Source organism: Lentzea sp. NPDC058450 (assembly GCF_042721395.1).
In the GTDB taxonomy this organism is placed as follows: domain Bacteria; phylum Actinomycetota; class Actinomycetes; order Mycobacteriales; family Pseudonocardiaceae; genus Lentzea.
In genome coordinates this window covers 78,734-94,599 of sequence record NZ_JBHXLO010000039.1, presented here as the reverse complement: position 1 = coordinate 94,599, position 15,866 = coordinate 78,734, and the positions used below count along the sequence as shown (strand labels likewise).

The window sequence follows — 15,866 nt, the reverse complement described above, 5'->3', positions numbered from 1 at the left end:
TCGGCCGGAAAAGGCCGGGCTGAAAAGCGCCCGGCCGAGCTCGAGAAGCTAGCACCTCGCACCCAAAGTCAAGCCCCAATCTCAAGCGTGCGTGGGCACGTTGGCACCGCACGTCACCACACCGCTTGGACCAAGCCAAGAAGGAAGGACGCCTCGCCTTCGGCATTGCGTTGGGTCTTGGCCGGGCGCTCGGCTACGCCATCGCGATGCTTACGCTCAGACGGGCTCGCCTTCGGCTTCGCATGTCCTAAAGCCATTGGTACCCGGCAAGGTCACATCCGTCTTGGCTCACCACACCTGCCGCCGCGCTACACCCGCCGCACCTCGCTCGCCGCGTGCACTGCCCGCGTGCTCTGCCTGCCGCGTGCTCTGCGCCCACCGTGCCCTGCCCAGCCAGTGCCCACCGGGTTGCCGTCACGACTTCCGGCGGGCCTCCGGTGGCCACACGACCTCGATCGGCACGCCCGACGCGCGCGCCTGCTCCACCACGTCCGCCGTGCCGCCCTTGCCCTGTGCAGGCTCGCCGTCCCACACCGCCACGAGCACCTCGACCGACGCGAGCATGCGTTCGTTCGCCGCCACGTAGGCCAGGCGGCCGCTCGACATGTGGGGCAGGACGGAGACCACCGTCGCCGCCGCCCTCAGTTCGTCGTAGTCGGCCACCTGGTGCGGTTTCAGCTTGTCGCGGTAGTCCAGCGCCGGAAGGACCACCTCCACCTCGCCGCCCAGTGCGAGGACGGCGCGCGCGAAGATCTGGTCCGCGCCCGGTGCCAGGCACGTCACGCCCACCAGGGAGCCGCCGAGGCCTTCGAGGGTCTCGGCGATGGCTCGCTGGACGGCGGGGACGCAGTCGGGGACCAGGTTGGTGTGGCCGGTGATGCCCACGCGCATCAAGCGGTCCGTATCGCTCTGATCGCGTCCCTGGTGTCCTGGACCGCGGGGATGTGGCGGTGCCGTGCCGCTTCCTTGGCGAAGTCCTCCAGTTTGCGGAGGACCCTCCCCGAGGAGAGCTTCGCCGCTGTCGGCAGGACCTCGTTGATCAACCCGCACGCTGCCTCCGGGTCTCCCGCGACCATTTTGGTGCGCGCCAGTCCGATCACGTCGAAGGCGCGGTTGCGCACCTTCGACGGGTCACGCAGTTCCAGGGCTCGCCGGATGTGCTGTTCGGCGAACACGGCCTGCGTTGGGTCGTGCATGGCGAGGTCGCGGCAGCGGGCGCCGATGACGCCCTCCAGCTCGGCCTCGTCGAAGCTGTGCAGGTAGCGCGGCTCGTTGTCCGCGTCCCGCTGGGCGAAGCTGTCCTGGGCCATGCCCACGGCCTGGTGGAACTCGCGGGTCTTGCCCATGCTCGCGTAGGCCCAGGCCTCGCGGGTCAGGAGCAGCGCCTTCAACGTCGGGGTGCCGGTGCGGCGGGTGCCGTACTGGCCGAGTTGGACGAGCTCCAAGCCGTCTTCGGGGCGGCCCAGGTCGAACATCTGCCTCGCCATGGCCGCGAGGCACAACGCCGCGAAGCCGTCGTTGTGGCCGGCCTTGGCCATGCGGATGGCCAGCACGTAGTAGCGCTGGGCCGCGTTGTGCAGGCCCGCGTCGAACGACATGCTCGCCGCCACCTTCGACAGTTCGGCGCCGATGAAGAACGCGCGTTCCGTCGTCGGGCCGGACGGGGCGCGCCCCAGCCGTTCCGCGAGCTCGTCGAGCTGTCCCAGCACCGCCTTGCGGGCCAGGCCGTAGCCACCGCGGCCACCCCAGCCGCGCAGTCCGTCGGCCACCCGCTGCAACGCGAAGAGCTCCTCCTCGCTGATCGCCGAGTGCGACGACCACTTCGACAGGTTCTGCAGCGGGTGCAACCACCTCTGCAGCGGTTCGACCAGTGCTGACCCCACCGTCACCGCGGCAGCTCCTGCGAGCGCCGCTCGTCTGCTGATCGCCAAGTCGCTCCTCGCCGTCTCCTCGACCGAACGGGCAATGCTCGTCGCCTCCCAGGGGGCGGCGAGCACATCTGGCGGGCCCGATTCGGGGGAGCCCACCTGAGCTGGGATGACGACTCGGTCGAACCACAGTCGTTCGCCCGGAACACCGAGCACCAGCGCGAAGTGGCGCAACCGGTCGAGCCGGTCGATCTGGTTCTCGCCCGACTCGTAACGCGAGAGCTGCGCCTGGCTGATGCCGAGCCACCCCGCCATGCGGTCCTGCGTCACACGGCTGAGGTGCTGCGGGTGGTGCCGGTAAGCGGAGATCAAGGAGCCCATGTCGCGGTCGGTGCACGCGGCCGCGATGGCCGGGAGGTCCCAGAAGTCGTTCGGGACCTCGGGTGGTCCGTGCACGTCCGCACGAGCGTTGCGGCGGCACCGGTGACACAGCCGATCGGAGTTGTCGGCGGCGATGAACGCCCCGCAAGGGCAAGCGCGTCTGGATCTGGGTGTCGCTGAATCCATCGGCCTCGCCCCCGTCACTGAGCGTTTACCCAGTGTACGGAGGTGTGATCGTCAGTCCATCCATCTCATGCATAAGACGTAATGGATTCGCGTGTCGCAGTCCTGGTGCCCCCGCCTGGCGGATGAGCTTCATACGTCCGCTGCATGAGGCTCATGCAGCGGACGAGTGGTGTTGGCGGGAACTGAGAAGGACCCTGCACAACGTCAGGCTGCGGGATGACCCCCGTGGCGTGGCCAGTGCCTGACCCACCAACGGGGAGGACAACCGCCGATGAGCCTCACGACCGCGGAGACCGGTACTGCCGGTATCCCACAGAACAGGGGACACGCACGAGCGATCGGGGAGGCCGTCGCCGGCTACCGGTTGCTCGGCTGGCAGGTGAGCGTCACCGAGCAGGGTGTGTTCCTGCCCCTGGGTCCCGCCACGACAGCCCTGGCGATGCCGGCGCGGATCGGGTCGCGAGTGCTGGCCGACCTGAAGTCGCGGATGCTCGCCGGGCCGGTCACGGTCATTCCCGGGCCCCGCGAGCACTGGATCTTCCTCGCCGAGCTGGTGGCGTTGCTCCCGACGCACCTCAAGGCGCCGCCGGAGGTCCAGTTCGTGCGGTCGCCGCACCGGATCGCGCTTCCTCCGACGATGACCCGCTACGGGTCGTTGAGGTGGGCGAACCCGCCGTCGCACTCGCGGCACTGGTTCCCGCCGTTCACGGCCGTGCTCGCACTGGCCCGGACGGCCGCCGCGGAGGACCAGCGCCGATAATCGGTGCCCGTGGATGGTCTTGGTCGTCGAACGGTGTTGTTGTGTGGGCTCGCTGCCGCGTTGAGCGCCTGTGGCGAGCCCGCTCCTCGCAGGACGGGCGGTGCCGGGACCGCTCGTGCCGGTGACAAGGTGGTCGCCGTCGCCTCGGTGCCTTCCGGCTCGGGATTGCTGGTGGACATGCCCGGCAATGCCCAGCTGCTCGTCGTGCAACCTCGATCGGGTGAATTTCGGGCGTTCAACCCCGCTTGTCCGCACGTGGGTTCGTTCGTGAATCCGCCTGCCGGTGGGGTGATCACCTGTCCGTTGCACGGGAGCGCTTTCGACCCCGCCACCGGCGCTGTCCGCAAAGGACCTGCGACTTCGGGACTGACCGAGGTCGCCGTCGTGCGTTCCGGGGACGATTTGGTGCTCGCCTGAGACCTGTGCATTTGCTGTGCATTGGGCTTCTGAATGAACGCTCGCTGACCGATCCGCGTAATGCTGTGGTGTAACCCCGAACACCCCCACCACCACGGAGGATCGGTCGTGAACACCGAAAGCCCGGTCAGCAGGCGCGCGGCTCTCTGCGGAATCGCGGTCGCGCTCGCCGTGCCCAGCGGCCTCGTGACGGCGTGCAGTTCGACGAGTCCTTCCAGTTCCTCCCCGACGACACAGGGCGGCTCCGACCCGACGGGATCCACCGGGTCCGCCGGAACGGCCGGCACCGCTCTCGTGGCGCTCGCCGACGTGCCGGAGGGCGGCGGCGCTGTCGTGGACGCTCCCGGCGGCAAGAGGATCGTCGTGGCGCGCATTTCGGCGACCGAGGTCAAGGCGTACGACGCGTCGTGCCCGCATCAGGGTTCGATGGTCGGAGAACCGTCCGGCGGCACCATCACGTGTCCTTCGCACGGCAGCCAGTTCGCCGCCGCCGACGGCGCGGTGAAGAAGGGGCCGGCGACGACCGGACTGAAGGTCGTCGCGGTGAAGGTCGACGGCGACCAGGTGGTCCTGACCTGACCCTTTCTGTTTTTGTCAGACCCCGTCGATAGTCTTGACGGCGTGGCAGATCCCTCGACGTACCGCCCCGCGGTGGGCACGATTCCTGAGGCTCCCGGCGTCTACAAGTTCCGCGACGCCGGTGGCCGGGTCGTGTACGTCGGCAAGGCGAAGAGCTTGCGCAGCAGGCTGAACTCGTACTTCGCCGACCTGGCCGGGTTGCACCCGCGCACCCGCCAGATGGTGACGACGGCGGCCTCCGTCGAGTGGACGGTCGTCTCCACCGAGGTCGAGGCGCTGCAGCTCGAGTACAACTGGATCAAGGAGTTCGACCCGCGCTTCAACGTCCGGTATCGCGACGACAAGTCGTATCCGATGCTGGCCGTGACGTTGCACGAGGAATACCCGCGGCTGCACATGTATCGCGGCCCGCGCAAGAAGGGCGTGCGTTATTTCGGCCCGTTCGCGCACGCCTGGGCCATTCGCGAGACGCTGGACCTGTTGTTGCGCGTCTTTCCGGCGCGGACGTGCGCGGCGGGCGTTTTCAAGCGCCACAACCAAATCGGCCGCCCGTGCCTGCTCGGTTACATCGACAAGTGCTCGGCGCCGTGCGTGGGCAAGGTGTCGGCGGACGAACACCGCGACATCGTGCTGGACTTCTGCGACTTCCTGGCGGGCAAGACGGACAACATGATCCGCCGCCTCGAACGTGAGATGCTGGCCGCGTCCGAAGAGCTGGAGTTCGAACGCGCGGCGCGCCTGCGCGACGATCTGGGTGCGTTGCGCCGCGCGATGGAGAAGCAGGCCGTCGTGCTGGGCGACGGCACGGACGCCGACGTGATGGCGTTCGCCCAAGATGAGCTGGAAGTCTCGGTGCAGGTCTTCCACGTCCGCGGCGGCCGGGTGCGCGGCCAGCGCGGCTGGGTCCTCGACAAGGTGGAGGCCGTCGACGACGCCGCCATCGTCGACCAGTTCATCATGCAGTTCTACGGCGACGAAACCGAGAACACCCCGCGCGAGGTCCTGGTGCCGGTGCTGCCGGACGACGCTCCCGCCCTGGAGGACCTGCTCTCCGAACAACGGGGCTCACGCGTCGCTCTGCGTGTCCCACAGCGGGGCGACAAGCGCGCGCTGATGGAAACGGTGGCGCGCAACGCCTCCGAGGCCTTCGCGCAGCACAAGCTCCAGCGGGCGGGCGACCTCACCGCGCGCTCGGCGGCGTTGCAGGAGATCCAGGACGCGCTGGCCCTCGACACCGCCCCGCTGCGCATCGAGTGCGTCGACATCAGCCACGTCCAGGGCACCGACGTGGTGGCCTCCCTGGTCGTCTTCGAGGACGGCCTCGCCCGCAAGTCCGAATACCGCCGCTTCGCCCTCCGCGAAGCCGCGACGGAAGGCGACGTCGCCTCCATCGCCGAGGTGGTCCGCCGCCGCTTCCAGGCCATGCTCCGGGAGACCGCCTCGGGCGGCCCCAACCCGGGCATCGACCCGGACACCGGCAAGCCCCGCAAGTTCGCCTACCCGCCCAACCTCCTGGTGGTGGACGGCGCGGGCCCCCAGGCCGCGGCGGCGTCGGACGTCCTGGCAGAGCTGGGCATCACCGACGTGGCCGTGGTGGGCCTCGCGAAGCGCCTGGAAGAAATCTGGGTCCCGGGCGAACAGGACCCGGTGATCCTCCCGCGCAACAGCAACGGCCTCTACCTCCTGCAACGAGTCCGCGACGAGGCCCACCGCTTCGCCATCGCCTACCACCGCCAGAAGCGCTCCAAGCGCATGACCACCTCGGAACTCGACGAGGTCCCGGGCCTCGGCGAAACCCGCAAAGCCGCCCTCCTCAAGCACTTCGGCTCGGTCAAGAAACTCCGCCAGGCCACAGTGGACGAGATCAGCGACGTCCCCGGCGTGGGCCGCCGGACAGCGGAAGCCGTGGTGGCCACCCTCGCCTCCGCGGCGGGAAAGCCCTAGATGCCCACCCTCCACCAAGCCCTGACCGAAGGCTCCCCGCGCCGCCTGCCCGCCGAGGCCGAGGAGTTGCTGACCGACCTCCACGCCCCACCCCGCCTGGCCGCGCACCTGCGAGCAGTCCACGACGTGGCCTGCGAACTCCTGACCTGGCTGACCGAACACCACCCGTCGCTGACCGTGGACCAGGAGGCCGTTCGGTACGGAGCAGCCACTCACGACATAGGAAAGGTGTTGCACCCCAACGAGTTGTCGGGCCCGGGCTCCGACCACGAGCCGGCGGGCCACACCCTGCTGCTCTCCAGGGGCGTGCCACCACACCTGGCCCGCTTCGCCGGCACCCACGGCTCCTGGACGGCTGACGGCATCACCCTGGAAGACCTCCTGGTCAGCCTGGCCGACAAGGTGTGGAAGGCAAAACGAGTCCCAGACCTGGAACAACGGGTGACCGACCACCTGGCCACCGCCGGCGGCCAAGAACCGTGGGAGGTCTACCTGGCGCTGGACGACGAGCTGAACCGCATAGCGGAGTCGGCCGACGCCCGCCTGGCCTTCCAGTCGAGCTACCCGACAACGCCGTGACCGCCGCCGCACCGCACCCCGCCGCCCGGCCCGCACTCCCAAGCCGTGCCGCGTGGTTCCCTCCAGCACCGCTGCTGTCCGCCGAACCCTCTCCACTCGCCGAACCGCATGAGCCGGCCGGACCCGGTGCGGCAGCCTCACCCGCCGCCGGCACCGCACTCGCATCACCTGCCGCACCCGTCACGCCCGCCCTGCGCGCCCCCACCGAGCGGCGCGAGGATCGTGACCGCGGCCACGCCACGCCCACCCCAACTGCCGAACCTGCCGCACGCGCGGCTCGTTCCAGTGGAGACTCACCACCGGGCCCGACCACCGTGCGCGGCCCGACCACAGAGCTAGTGGCGTGACCCAGAACGTTGGCGAGGTAATCCACGCTCAGCAGGGCGCCTCGTGGCGGCACCACGACGCACCCGTCTGACCGCGCATTCCCCCGGCAACGTTCCGAGCCACGCCACTAGGCCCACCAAGAGCGCATCAAGCGCGCTCATGAACAGGTAACGGAGTCGTAGTCGTGAACGCGGAGAAGTCCGGCATCGAAGTCGCCGTGGTGACCGGGCTGTCCGGTGCGGGCCGCAGCACCGCGGCCAAGTGCCTGGAGGACCTCGGCTGGTTCGTCGTCGACAACCTGCCCCCGGAACTCATCGCCACCATGGTGGAGCTCGGCGCCCAGGCGCGCGGGGCCATCACGAGGGTCGCTGTCGTCATGGACGTGCGCAGCCGCGCGTTCACCGAGGACCTGGCCTCCATCATCAAGGACCTGGACGCACGCGGGTACAAGCCGCGCGTGCTGTTCCTCGAAGCCACCGACGACGTGCTGATCCGCCGGTTCGAGGCGGTGCGGCGCGGTCACCCCATGCAGGGGGACGGGCGGCTGCAGGACGGCATCGAGGCCGAGCGGATCCTGCTCACGCCGCTCAAGCAGGAAGCCGACCTGGTGCTGGACACGTCAGCGCTGTCCATCCACCAGTTGCGGGCCAAGATCGAGGACACGTTCGGCACGGAGGCGGCGTCGAGGACGCGGGTCACGGTGCTGAGCTTCGGGTACAAGTACGGGCTGCCGATGGACGCCGACCTCGTCATGGACGTGCGGTTCCTGCCCAACCCGTTCTGGATCCCGGAGCTGCGCGAGCAGACGGGTCTCGATGGTGAGGTGCGCAACTACGTGCTGTCGCAGGAGGGCGCTGACGAGTTCCTTGATCGGTACCACGAACTGCTCCGGCTCATCGGGGCCGGGTACCGGCGTGAGGGCAAGCGCTACCTGACGCTCGCGATCGGCTGCACCGGCGGCAAGCACCGCAGTGTGGCCCTGAGCGAAGAGCTGGCCGCGAGGCTGGCTAGCGAGGACGGCATGGCTGTCAAGGTCGTGCACAGGGATCTGGGACGCGAGTGACGAAGTTGAAAGCTGTTGCTTTGGGTGGCGGGCACGGGCTGCACGCGACGCTGACCGCGCTGAAGCGGGTCACCGACGACGTGACGGCCGTGGTGACCGTCGCGGACGACGGGGGCTCGTCGGGGCGGCTGCGCAGGGAGCTCAGCGACCTGCTGCCGCCGGGCGACCTGCGCAAGGCCATGGCGGCGCTGGCCGGGGACGACGAGGCCAGCCGGCTGTGGACGTCCCTGTTCAAGCACCGTTTCGGCGGCACGGGGGCCCTCGCCGGTCATGCGGTCGGCAACCTGGTGATCGCCGGGCTGCTGGAGCAGCTCGGCGATCCCGTCGCCGTGCTCGACCTCACGAGCAGGCTGCTCGGCGTCAAGGGGCGCGTGCTGCCCATGTCGAACGACCCGCTCGACATCGAGGCCGACGTCACAGGCCTCGACGAGGACGTGACGGACGTGCGGCGCATCCGGGGGCAGGTCGCCATCGCGACCACGCCGGGGCTCGTGCAGCGCATCCGGTTGACTGCCCCGAACGGGCGACCTGCCGGCTGTCCGGAAGCAGTACAGGCTGTACTTGACGCGGATCTTGTGTTACTCGGCCCCGGATCATGGTTCACCAGCGTGTTGCCGCACCTGCTGGTGCCCGAACTGCACGACGCGCTCGTGCGCACAGAGGCCAAGAAGGTCCTTGTGCTCAATCTCGTCCCCCAACCGGGTGAAACTGCTGGTTTCTCTCCGGAGCGGCATTTGGACGTAGTCTGCGAGCACGCACCCGAGCTGAAGGTGGACGCGGTGATCGCCGACGTCGACTCGGTCCCGACCCCGGACCGGTTGACGCGAGCCGCCTCGGCACTGGGTGCGCGGACGCATCTGGCGAAGATCGCCGCACCGGACGCCGCGGAACGGCATGATCCGGAGGCGCTTGCCGGTTGCCTGAGGCAGGTGGTCGAGGAGACCGGAGTGGGAGGGACGAGCCCGTGGCGATGACGTCGGCGGTCAAGGACGAGCTGAGCAGGCTCGCGGTATCCAAGACCTGTTGCCGCCGCGCGGAGGTGTCCTCGCTGCTCAGGTTCGCCGGCGGCCTGCACATCGTGTCCGGCAGGGTCGTCGTCGAGGCCGAGCTCGACCTCGGATCCGCGGCCCGCAGGCTGCTCAAGGAGATCCAGGCGCTCTACGGCCACCACGCCGAGGTGTTCACGATCCAGTCCAACGGCCTGCGCAAGGGCACCCGGTACGTCGTCCGCGTGGTCAAGGACGGCGAGGGTCTCGCCCGGCAGACCGGTCTGCTCGACCCGCGAGGCCGTCCCGTGCGCGGCCTGCCCGCGCCGGTCGTGAGCGGGGGAGTGTGCGACGCCGAGGCGGCGTGGCGCGGAGCGTTCCTCGCGCACGGCTCGCTGACCGAACCCGGCCGCAGCTCGTCGCTGGAGATCACCTGCCCCGGTCCCGAGGCCGCGCTGGCGCTGGTCGGAGCTGCCCGCCGCATGGGCATCTCGTCCAAGTCGCGCGAGGTCCGCGGGGCCGAACGCGTGGTGATAAGGGACGGCGACGCCATCGGCGCGATGCTGACCAAGCTCGGCGCGCACGACAGCGTGATGGCCTGGGAAGAACGCCGGATGCGCCGCGAGGTGCGTGCCACGGCGAACAGGCTCGCGAACTTCGACGACGCCAACCTGCGCCGTTCGGCCCGCGCGGCCGTCGCGGCGGCCGCACGGGTGGCGCGCGCGTTGGAGATCCTCGGCCCGGAGGCGCCGGACCACCTGGCCGCCGCCGGCCAGCTGCGGCTCGCGCACCGCCAGGCGTCCCTGGAGGAGCTCGGCCAGCTGTCCGACCCGCAGATGACCAAGGACGCGGTGGCAGGCCGTATAAGGCGTCTCCTGGCGATGGCCGACAAGCGCGCGAAGGACCTCGGACTGCCGGACACGGAGTCCGCCGTCACGGCGGAAATGCTCGAAGCAGAGGTGTGAGCAGGCGGCGGAGCTGAGGGTTGGGCGTCTGCCGGTCGGCCCAGTCCCGCCCAGCAGAGGCCTAAGGCGTCTGCCGCCCCGCCCACACGGCGAGCTGGGCGCGCGAACGCAACCCCAGCTTCGACCGGGCGTGCGTGACGTGCCGGGCGACGGTGTGCGGTGAGATGCCGAGCCGTTGCCCGATCTGCCGGTTCGTCAGCCCCTCCGCCACCAGCGTCGCGACGTGCAGCTCGCGCGCCGAGATCGCCCCGTCGGCGGGGTCCTCGGCGTGCGGCTGCGTGGTCAGGGCGTAGGAGATGGCCTGCGCCAACGACATCCGCTCGCCCGTCGACTCGGCCGCGCGCAGGCGGGTGGCGGAGATCCGGTCGCGACACACGGCCCGTGCGTCGTCCAGCAACGCCTGCCAGTACGGCTCTGCACGGAAGTCGAAGCGCGTGCGCACCACACCGGCAGACGTGAGCAACGAGAGAGCGCGTTCGTCGTCGGCCCCCACGCCTACAAGCCCCAACGCCAGTCCTTCGAGGTCGTAGAACTGGTCCATCGGGTGGTCGGCGCCGACCTCCAGGCTCTCCCGGAACAGGTCGACGGCCTCAACGAAGTCCTTGCGCGCCAACGCGATCGCGCCCGCCGTGTGCAGCACGGGGTTCAGCATGTGCGGCAGCCCGATCAGGCGGATCAACGTCAGCGCGTCCCGCACCAACGGCGCCGCGCGGTTCGGGAAACCGTGTTGCAGCAACGTCCAGCCGTACGAGTTCAACAGGATGGCGCGCGCGAGTTTGTCGTTGGAGTCGCGCAGCAGCGCAGAGGCCTCGTCGAACAACTCCCACGCACGCGAGGGGTCACCCGTGTGTGCTTCAGCGGACGCGAGCACCTCCAACGCACGCGCCGTGGTGCCAGGACGACGTGCATCAGCGCGTTCGATGGCCAACGACTCTTCGGCGAACCGCCGCGTCACGTGCCACCCGCCGCGCACGCGGTGATGCATCGCCGCGAGCACCGCCAGCACGCTCCGGTAGGCCGCGGGCATGGGGCGTGACAACGCCTGGTGCAGCAGCTCGGTCGGAGCACCCCGGGGCCCGCGCGGCGTCGAGGTCCAGGCCGTCGCGACGATCGTCAGCGCGTGCCGGGACCAGTCACCGGTCGACGCCGTGCGCTGCGCCGCCAGCTCCAGCAGCCCGACGTTGCGGTCCAGCAGCAGCGCCACGGCGGGCGCCGGGAAGAACGACGAGATCTCCGGCTCCACGAGCGAACACACCCACTCGACCACACGGTCGGCCACGAGAGAGACGTCGCCGTGCGCCACAGCGCGTTCACGGCAGTACAAGCGCACCGACTCGAGCTGACGGAACGTCGTGTGCCCGCCGACCCGGTCCACCACCAGCAACGACTTCTGCTCCAGCCCGGTCAGCAGCTCCAGCGCGTCCGGCACCCCGCACACCGCGCCGGCCACCCCGAGGTCGAACGGCACCCCGAGCACCGCGAGCCGCCGCGACGCCCCCTGCTCCTCCGGCGACAGCAGGTCGTAACTCCACCCGATCGCGGTGCGCAGCGTGCGATGACGGTCGTCGGCCGTGCGCGGGCCACCGGTCAGCAACGCCAGCCGGTCGCCCAGCCGGGCGAGGATGTCGGCGGGGGAGAGCACCGGGATGCGCCGCGCGGCCAGTTCGATCGCCAGCGGCATGCCGTCCAGCGACCGGCAGACGGCGACGACGTCGGCGACGTTCGCGGCGTCCACCTCGAACGACCGGTCCACCGAGATCGCCCGGTCGCGGAACAACGCCACCGCGTCGTGCTCCAGCTCCAGCTCGCCGACGGAGAAGACCTGCTCACCGGCCAGTCGCAACGGCTCGCGCGAGGTCACCAGCACGCGCAGCCGGGGACATCGGGCCAGCAGTTCCACGACCACGGCCGCGACCTGCGACAGCAGGTGCTCGCAGTTGTCCAGCACCAGCAACGGCCGCCGGTGCTGGTCGACCTCGGCGACCACCGCGTCGCGCGCCGACCCGTTCGGCAACGGGTGCGCGCCGACCGAGGCGAAGATCGCCTGCACCACGTCCGACGCGGACGCGAGCGGCGTCCACCACGTCTGATCAGCGCGTTTGCTCGCGTGCTGGATCGCGAGGCGCGTCTTGCCCGCACCGCCGGGGCCGACCAGGGAGACCAGCCGGTCCGCCTCGGTGCGGGCCAGCGCGGCCAGTTCCTCCCGCCTGCCCACGAAGCTGTCGAGCGGCGCGGGCACGAACGAGACCGCGCTGGTCGTCTCGATGCGCGCGGACGTGCGGGAGCGGTAGGCGCGTTGACGGCACGCGTTGGAGCAGTAGCGTCGACCCGCGGCCGCCTCCGTGAGAGGGTTTCCACACGTCACGCATGTGGCAGCGGCGGCCGTCATGACCCCTGACCGTACCGGGTGCGTAACGGCCTGTAACACCCGCTGTTTCGGGGTATTGAGCCTGCTCCGGAAGCGTGGACAGGATCCTGACATGACTGCCCGGACCAGAGCCGAGACCCCGCTCGTGCCGCCCCAGGACCGCCCCGTCGTCGACGAGTGGCTCGCACGGATCCAGGCCGTCGTCGGCCGCGATCCGAAGGACACCAGCCCGGAGGCTTGCCGGACCGCCGCGGAGGCGGCAGAGGAGTTGAGCGCCTACCTCTGGATGCTCCGCGCGCTGCGCCGCCGAACGGCCTAGTCAGGCCCACTTTTTCTGGCTCGATCAAGAGATACTCACTATCCCTGTGACCAGGGACGCAGTTCGGCAGATAGGGTGGGCTCGTTCCTGCCAAAGCTGAACGCAAGGAGTCAGTCGTGACGGTTCGTGTAGGTGTCAACGGTTTCGGTCGGATCGGGCGCAACTTCTTCCGCGCCGTGAGGGCCGGCGGCCACGACATCGAGATCGTCGCGTTCAACGACCTCGGTGACGTCGCCACCATGGCCCACCTGCTGAAGTACGACAGCATCCTCGGTCGCCTGGACGCCGACGTGCAGGTCACCGACGAGGGCATCTCCGTCGACGGCAAGGTCATCAAGGCCCTGGCCGAGCGCGACCCGGGCAAGCTGCCCTGGAAGGACCTCGGCGTCGACGTCGTCGTCGAGTCCACCGGCTTCTTCACCGACGCCACCAAGGCCCGCGCGCACGTCGACGAGGGCGGCGCCAAGAAGGTCATCATCTCCGCGCCGGCCAAGAACGAGGACCTGACGGTCGTCATCGGCGCCAACGAGGACAAGTTCGACGGTTCGCAGACGATCATCTCGAACGCGTCCTGCACCACGAACTGCCTCGCCCCGCTGGCCAAGGTGCTGCACGACAGCTTCGGCATCGAGCAGGGCCTCATGACCACGATCCACGCGTACACGCAGGACCAGAACCTGCAGGACGCGCCGCACAGCGACCTCCGCCGCGCCCGCGCCGCCGCGCTGAACATCGTCCCGACCTCCACGGGTGCCGCGAAGGCCATCGGCCTGGTCCTGCCGGAGCTCAAGGGCAAGCTCGACGGCTACGCGCTGCGCGTGCCGATCCCCACCGGCTCGGCCACCGACCTGACCGTCACGCTCAAGCGCGAGGTCACCGTCGACGAGATCAACGCTGCCTACAAGGCCGCCGCCGAGGGCCCGCTGGCCGGCATCCTCAAGTACTCGACCGACCCGATCGTGTCGGCCGACATCGTCACCGACCCGCACTCGTGCATCTACGACGCGCCGCTGACCAAGGTCATCGGCAACCAGGTCAAGGTCGTCGGCTGGTACGACAACGAGTGGGGCTACTCCAACCGCCTCGCGGACCTGGTCAAGCTCGTCGCCTCCAAGATCTGAGTTCGGAGCGAGTGCGTTGAAGACTCTCAGCGACCTGCTCGCCGAGGGTGTCGCGGGTCGGCGCGTCCTGGTGCGCGCCGACCTCAACGTCCCCCTCGACGGAGACAAGATCACCGACGACGGCCGCGTGCGCGCGTCGGTGCCGACGATCAAGGCATTGGCCGACGCCGGTGCCCGCGTGATCGTCACCGCTCACCTCGGCCGCCCCAAGGGCGAGCCGGACCCCAAGTTCTCGCTGGCCCCGGCCGCCGCTCGCCTCGGTGAGCTGCTCGGCACGGAGGTCGCGCTGGCGTCCGACCTCGTCGGCCCGTCCGCCACGTCCGTGGTCGGCGCGCTCACCGACGGTGGCGTCGTGATGCTGGAGAACGTCCGCTTCGACGCCCGCGAGACCTCGAAGGTCGACGCGGAGCGCGCGGAGCTGGCCGACGAGCTGGCCTCGTTCGCCGACGCGTTCGTGTCCGACGGCTTCGGTGTCGTGCACCGCAAGCAGGCCTCGGTCTACGACGTGGCGCAGAAGCTGCCCGCGTATGTCGGCGGTCTCGTCGACGCCGAGCTCGGGGTGCTGCGCAAGCTCACCGACGACCTGGAGCGCCCGTACGTCGTGGTGCTCGGCGGCGCGAAGGTGTCCGACAAGCTCGGCGTCATCGCGAACCTGCTGGCCAAGGTCGACCGGCTGCTCATCGGCGGCGGCATGGCGTACACGTTCCTCAAGGCCCAGGGCCACGAGGTCGGCACGTCGCTGCTGCAGGAGGACCAGCTCGACCAGGTCCGCGGCTTCCTGGCCGAGGCCGAGAAGCGCGGCGTCGAGCTCGTGCTGCCGGTCGACGTGCTGGTCACGGCCGAGTTCGGCAACGTCGAGCACGAGGTCGTCGCGACGTCCGCGATCCCCGCGGACAAGATGGGCCTCGACATCGGTCCCGAGTCGCGCGAGCTGTTCGCGTCGAAGCTCGCCGACGCGAAGACCGTGTTCTGGAACGGCCCGATGGGCGTGTTCGAGATCGAGACCTACGCCGGCGGCACCCGCGCCGTGGCCGAGGCCCTGGTCAAGTCCGAGGCGTTCACCGTCGTCGGTGGTGGCGACTCCGCCGCGGCCGTGCGCGCGCTGGGCCTGCCCGAGGACGGCTTCTCGCACATCTCCACCGGCGGCGGCGCGTCGCTCGAGTTCCTTGAGGGCAAGGAACTCCCCGGCATCAGCGTTTTGGAGTCCTGATGGCAGCCCGGCTCCCGCTCATCGCGGGCAACTGGAAGTTGAACCTCAACCACCTCGAGGCCATCGGCCTCGTGCAGAAGATCGCTTTCTCCCTCCCGGAGAAGTACTTCGCCAAGGTCGAGGTCGCGGTCCTCCCGCCGTTCGTCGACATCCGCAGCATCCAGACGCTGGTCGACGGCGACAAGCTGCTGCTCAAGTACGGCGCGCAGGACATCTCGCAGCACGACTCCGGCGCCTACACCGGTGAGGTGTCGGGCGGGATGCTCGCGAAGCTCGGCTGCCACTACGTGGTCGTCGGGCACTCCGAGCGCCGCGAGTACCACGGCGAGACGGACGCCATCGTCAACGCCAAGGTCAAGGCGGCGCTGAAGGTCGACGTCACCCCGATCTTCTGCTTCGGCGAGAAGCTCGACGTGCGCACGGCCGGCGGCCACCTGGAGCTGGTGCGCCAGCAGCTGGAGGACGGCCTCGCCGGTTTCTCCGCGGAGCAGGTCGCCAAGATCGTGTTCGCGTACGAGCCCGTGTGGGCGATCGGCACCGGCAAGACCGCGTCCTCCGCGGACGCCCAGGAGGTCTGCTCGGTGGTCCGCTCGTTCGTCGCGGAGAAGTACGGCGAGGAGACCGCGGCCGTCGTCCGCGTGCTCTACGGCGGTTCGGTGAAGTCGTCGAACATCGCCGAACTGATTGCGCAGAAGGACATCGACGGCGCTCTCGTCGGCGGTGCCAGCCTTCAGGCTGACGAATTCACCAAGCTGTGCGCTCTGGCTGCCGGCGGGCCTCTACCCTAAGTTGA

15 protein-coding genes are annotated in these 15,866 nt (G+C 69.7%); 12 read left to right on the top strand and 3 right to left on the bottom strand.

Translation table 11 applies throughout. The annotated features are described in order from the left end of the window. Window positions 1–414: 414 nt before the first annotated feature. Together ACFWNN_RS39870 and ACFWNN_RS39865 are read right to left on the bottom strand one after the other, a co-directional pair. On the bottom strand, window positions 415–891 hold the full coding sequence (locus ACFWNN_RS39870; protein WP_382445149.1) for a hypothetical protein: 477 nt from the start codon (window positions 889–891) through the stop codon (window positions 415–417). After that, window positions 891–2,324, bottom strand: a complete 1,434-nt coding sequence (locus tag ACFWNN_RS39865; RefSeq protein ID WP_382445148.1) for a helix-turn-helix domain-containing protein — start codon at window positions 2,322–2,324, stop codon at window positions 891–893. The genes ACFWNN_RS39870 and ACFWNN_RS39865 overlap by 1 nt, the downstream gene beginning before the upstream one ends. Window positions 2,325–2,706: 382 nt before the next feature. Here ACFWNN_RS39865 and ACFWNN_RS39860 point away from each other — a divergent pair, with 382 nt between their 5' ends. The 8 genes from ACFWNN_RS39860 to whiA all read left to right on the top strand — a co-directional run bounded on the left by ACFWNN_RS39860 (window position 2,707) and on the right by whiA (window position 10,055). Continuing rightward, window positions 2,707–3,195: a hypothetical protein gene (locus ACFWNN_RS39860; protein WP_285641239.1), complete on the top strand. Its 489-nt coding sequence runs from the start codon at window positions 2,707–2,709 to the stop codon at window positions 3,193–3,195. A 129-nt stretch (window positions 3,196–3,324) separates the two neighbouring features. Next, window positions 3,325–3,612 (top strand): Rieske (2Fe-2S) protein, encoded by a 288-nt coding sequence (locus ACFWNN_RS39855; RefSeq protein WP_382445147.1) that lies wholly within the window; start codon window positions 3,325–3,327, stop codon window positions 3,610–3,612. Between the two features lie 108 nt (window positions 3,613–3,720). Then, window positions 3,721–4,191 (top strand): Rieske (2Fe-2S) protein, encoded by a 471-nt coding sequence (locus tag ACFWNN_RS39850; protein ID WP_382445146.1) that lies wholly within the window; start codon window positions 3,721–3,723, stop codon window positions 4,189–4,191. 42 nt (window positions 4,192–4,233) lie between these two features. Beyond that, window positions 4,234–6,135: an excinuclease ABC subunit UvrC gene (gene uvrC, locus ACFWNN_RS39845; RefSeq protein ID WP_382445145.1), complete on the top strand. Its 1,902-nt coding sequence runs from the start codon at window positions 4,234–4,236 to the stop codon at window positions 6,133–6,135. Continuing rightward, window positions 6,136–6,714: an HD domain-containing protein gene (locus tag ACFWNN_RS39840; RefSeq protein WP_382445144.1), complete on the top strand. Its 579-nt coding sequence runs from the start codon at window positions 6,136–6,138 to the stop codon at window positions 6,712–6,714. Window positions 6,715–7,246: 532 nt separating this feature from the next. Beyond that, a complete protein-coding gene (gene rapZ, locus ACFWNN_RS39835) occupies window positions 7,247–8,104 on the top strand; it encodes an RNase adapter RapZ (RefSeq protein ID WP_382445156.1) in 858 nt (285 codons plus the stop codon). A gap of 5 nt (window positions 8,105–8,109) precedes the next feature. Then, window positions 8,110–9,078: a uridine diphosphate-N-acetylglucosamine-binding protein YvcK gene (yvcK, locus tag ACFWNN_RS39830; RefSeq protein ID WP_382445155.1), complete on the top strand. Its 969-nt coding sequence runs from the start codon at window positions 8,110–8,112 to the stop codon at window positions 9,076–9,078. Continuing rightward, the gene (gene whiA / locus ACFWNN_RS39825) at window positions 9,069–10,055 is read left to right on the top strand and encodes a DNA-binding protein WhiA (RefSeq protein WP_030478101.1); all 987 of its coding nucleotides are present in this window, start codon (window positions 9,069–9,071) and stop codon (window positions 10,053–10,055) included. Before yvcK ends, whiA begins: the two co-directional genes overlap by 10 nt. 61 nt (window positions 10,056–10,116) lie before the next feature. Here whiA and ACFWNN_RS39820 read toward each other — a convergent pair whose 3' ends face one another. Further along, entirely contained in the window at window positions 10,117–12,444 is a 2,328-nt protein-coding gene (locus ACFWNN_RS39820; RefSeq protein WP_382445143.1) for an ATP-binding protein, read from the bottom strand. A 91-nt stretch (window positions 12,445–12,535) separates the two neighbouring features. Here ACFWNN_RS39820 and ACFWNN_RS39815 point away from each other — a divergent pair, with 91 nt between their 5' ends. The 4 genes from ACFWNN_RS39815 to tpiA all read left to right on the top strand — a co-directional run bounded on the left by ACFWNN_RS39815 (window position 12,536) and on the right by tpiA (window position 15,861). Then, the gene (locus ACFWNN_RS39815; RefSeq protein WP_382445142.1) at window positions 12,536–12,742 is read left to right on the top strand and encodes a hypothetical protein; all 207 of its coding nucleotides are present in this window, start codon (window positions 12,536–12,538) and stop codon (window positions 12,740–12,742) included. Window positions 12,743–12,858: 116 nt separating this feature from the next. Continuing rightward, window positions 12,859–13,863 (top strand): type I glyceraldehyde-3-phosphate dehydrogenase, encoded by a 1,005-nt coding sequence (gene gap, locus ACFWNN_RS39810; RefSeq protein ID WP_382445141.1) that lies wholly within the window; start codon window positions 12,859–12,861, stop codon window positions 13,861–13,863. 16 nt (window positions 13,864–13,879) lie between these two features. Beyond that, window positions 13,880–15,073 (top strand): phosphoglycerate kinase, encoded by a 1,194-nt coding sequence (locus ACFWNN_RS39805; RefSeq protein WP_382445140.1) that lies wholly within the window; start codon window positions 13,880–13,882, stop codon window positions 15,071–15,073. Further along, window positions 15,073–15,861 (top strand): triose-phosphate isomerase, encoded by a 789-nt coding sequence (gene tpiA / locus ACFWNN_RS39800; RefSeq protein WP_382445139.1) that lies wholly within the window; start codon window positions 15,073–15,075, stop codon window positions 15,859–15,861. The genes ACFWNN_RS39805 and tpiA overlap by 1 nt, the downstream gene beginning before the upstream one ends. The last annotated feature ends 5 nt before the right edge of the window (window positions 15,862–15,866 follow it).

Coding starts and splice junctions, on each gene's coding strand:
- ACFWNN_RS39815 (WP_382445142.1), top strand. CDS start 12,536: ATGACTGCCCGGACCAGAGCCGAGACCCCGCTCGTGCCGCCCCAGGAC.
- ACFWNN_RS39840 (WP_382445144.1), top strand. CDS start 6,136: ATGCCCACCCTCCACCAAGCCCTGACCGAAGGCTCCCCGCGCCGCCTG.
- ACFWNN_RS39870 (WP_382445149.1), bottom strand. CDS start 891: ATGCGCGTGGGCATCACCGGCCACACCAACCTGGTCCCCGACTGCGTC.
- tpiA (WP_382445139.1), top strand. CDS start 15,073: ATGGCAGCCCGGCTCCCGCTCATCGCGGGCAACTGGAAGTTGAACCTC.
- ACFWNN_RS39860 (WP_285641239.1), top strand. CDS start 2,707: ATGAGCCTCACGACCGCGGAGACCGGTACTGCCGGTATCCCACAGAAC.
- ACFWNN_RS39820 (WP_382445143.1), bottom strand. CDS start 12,444: ATGACGGCCGCCGCTGCCACATGCGTGACGTGTGGAAACCCTCTCACG.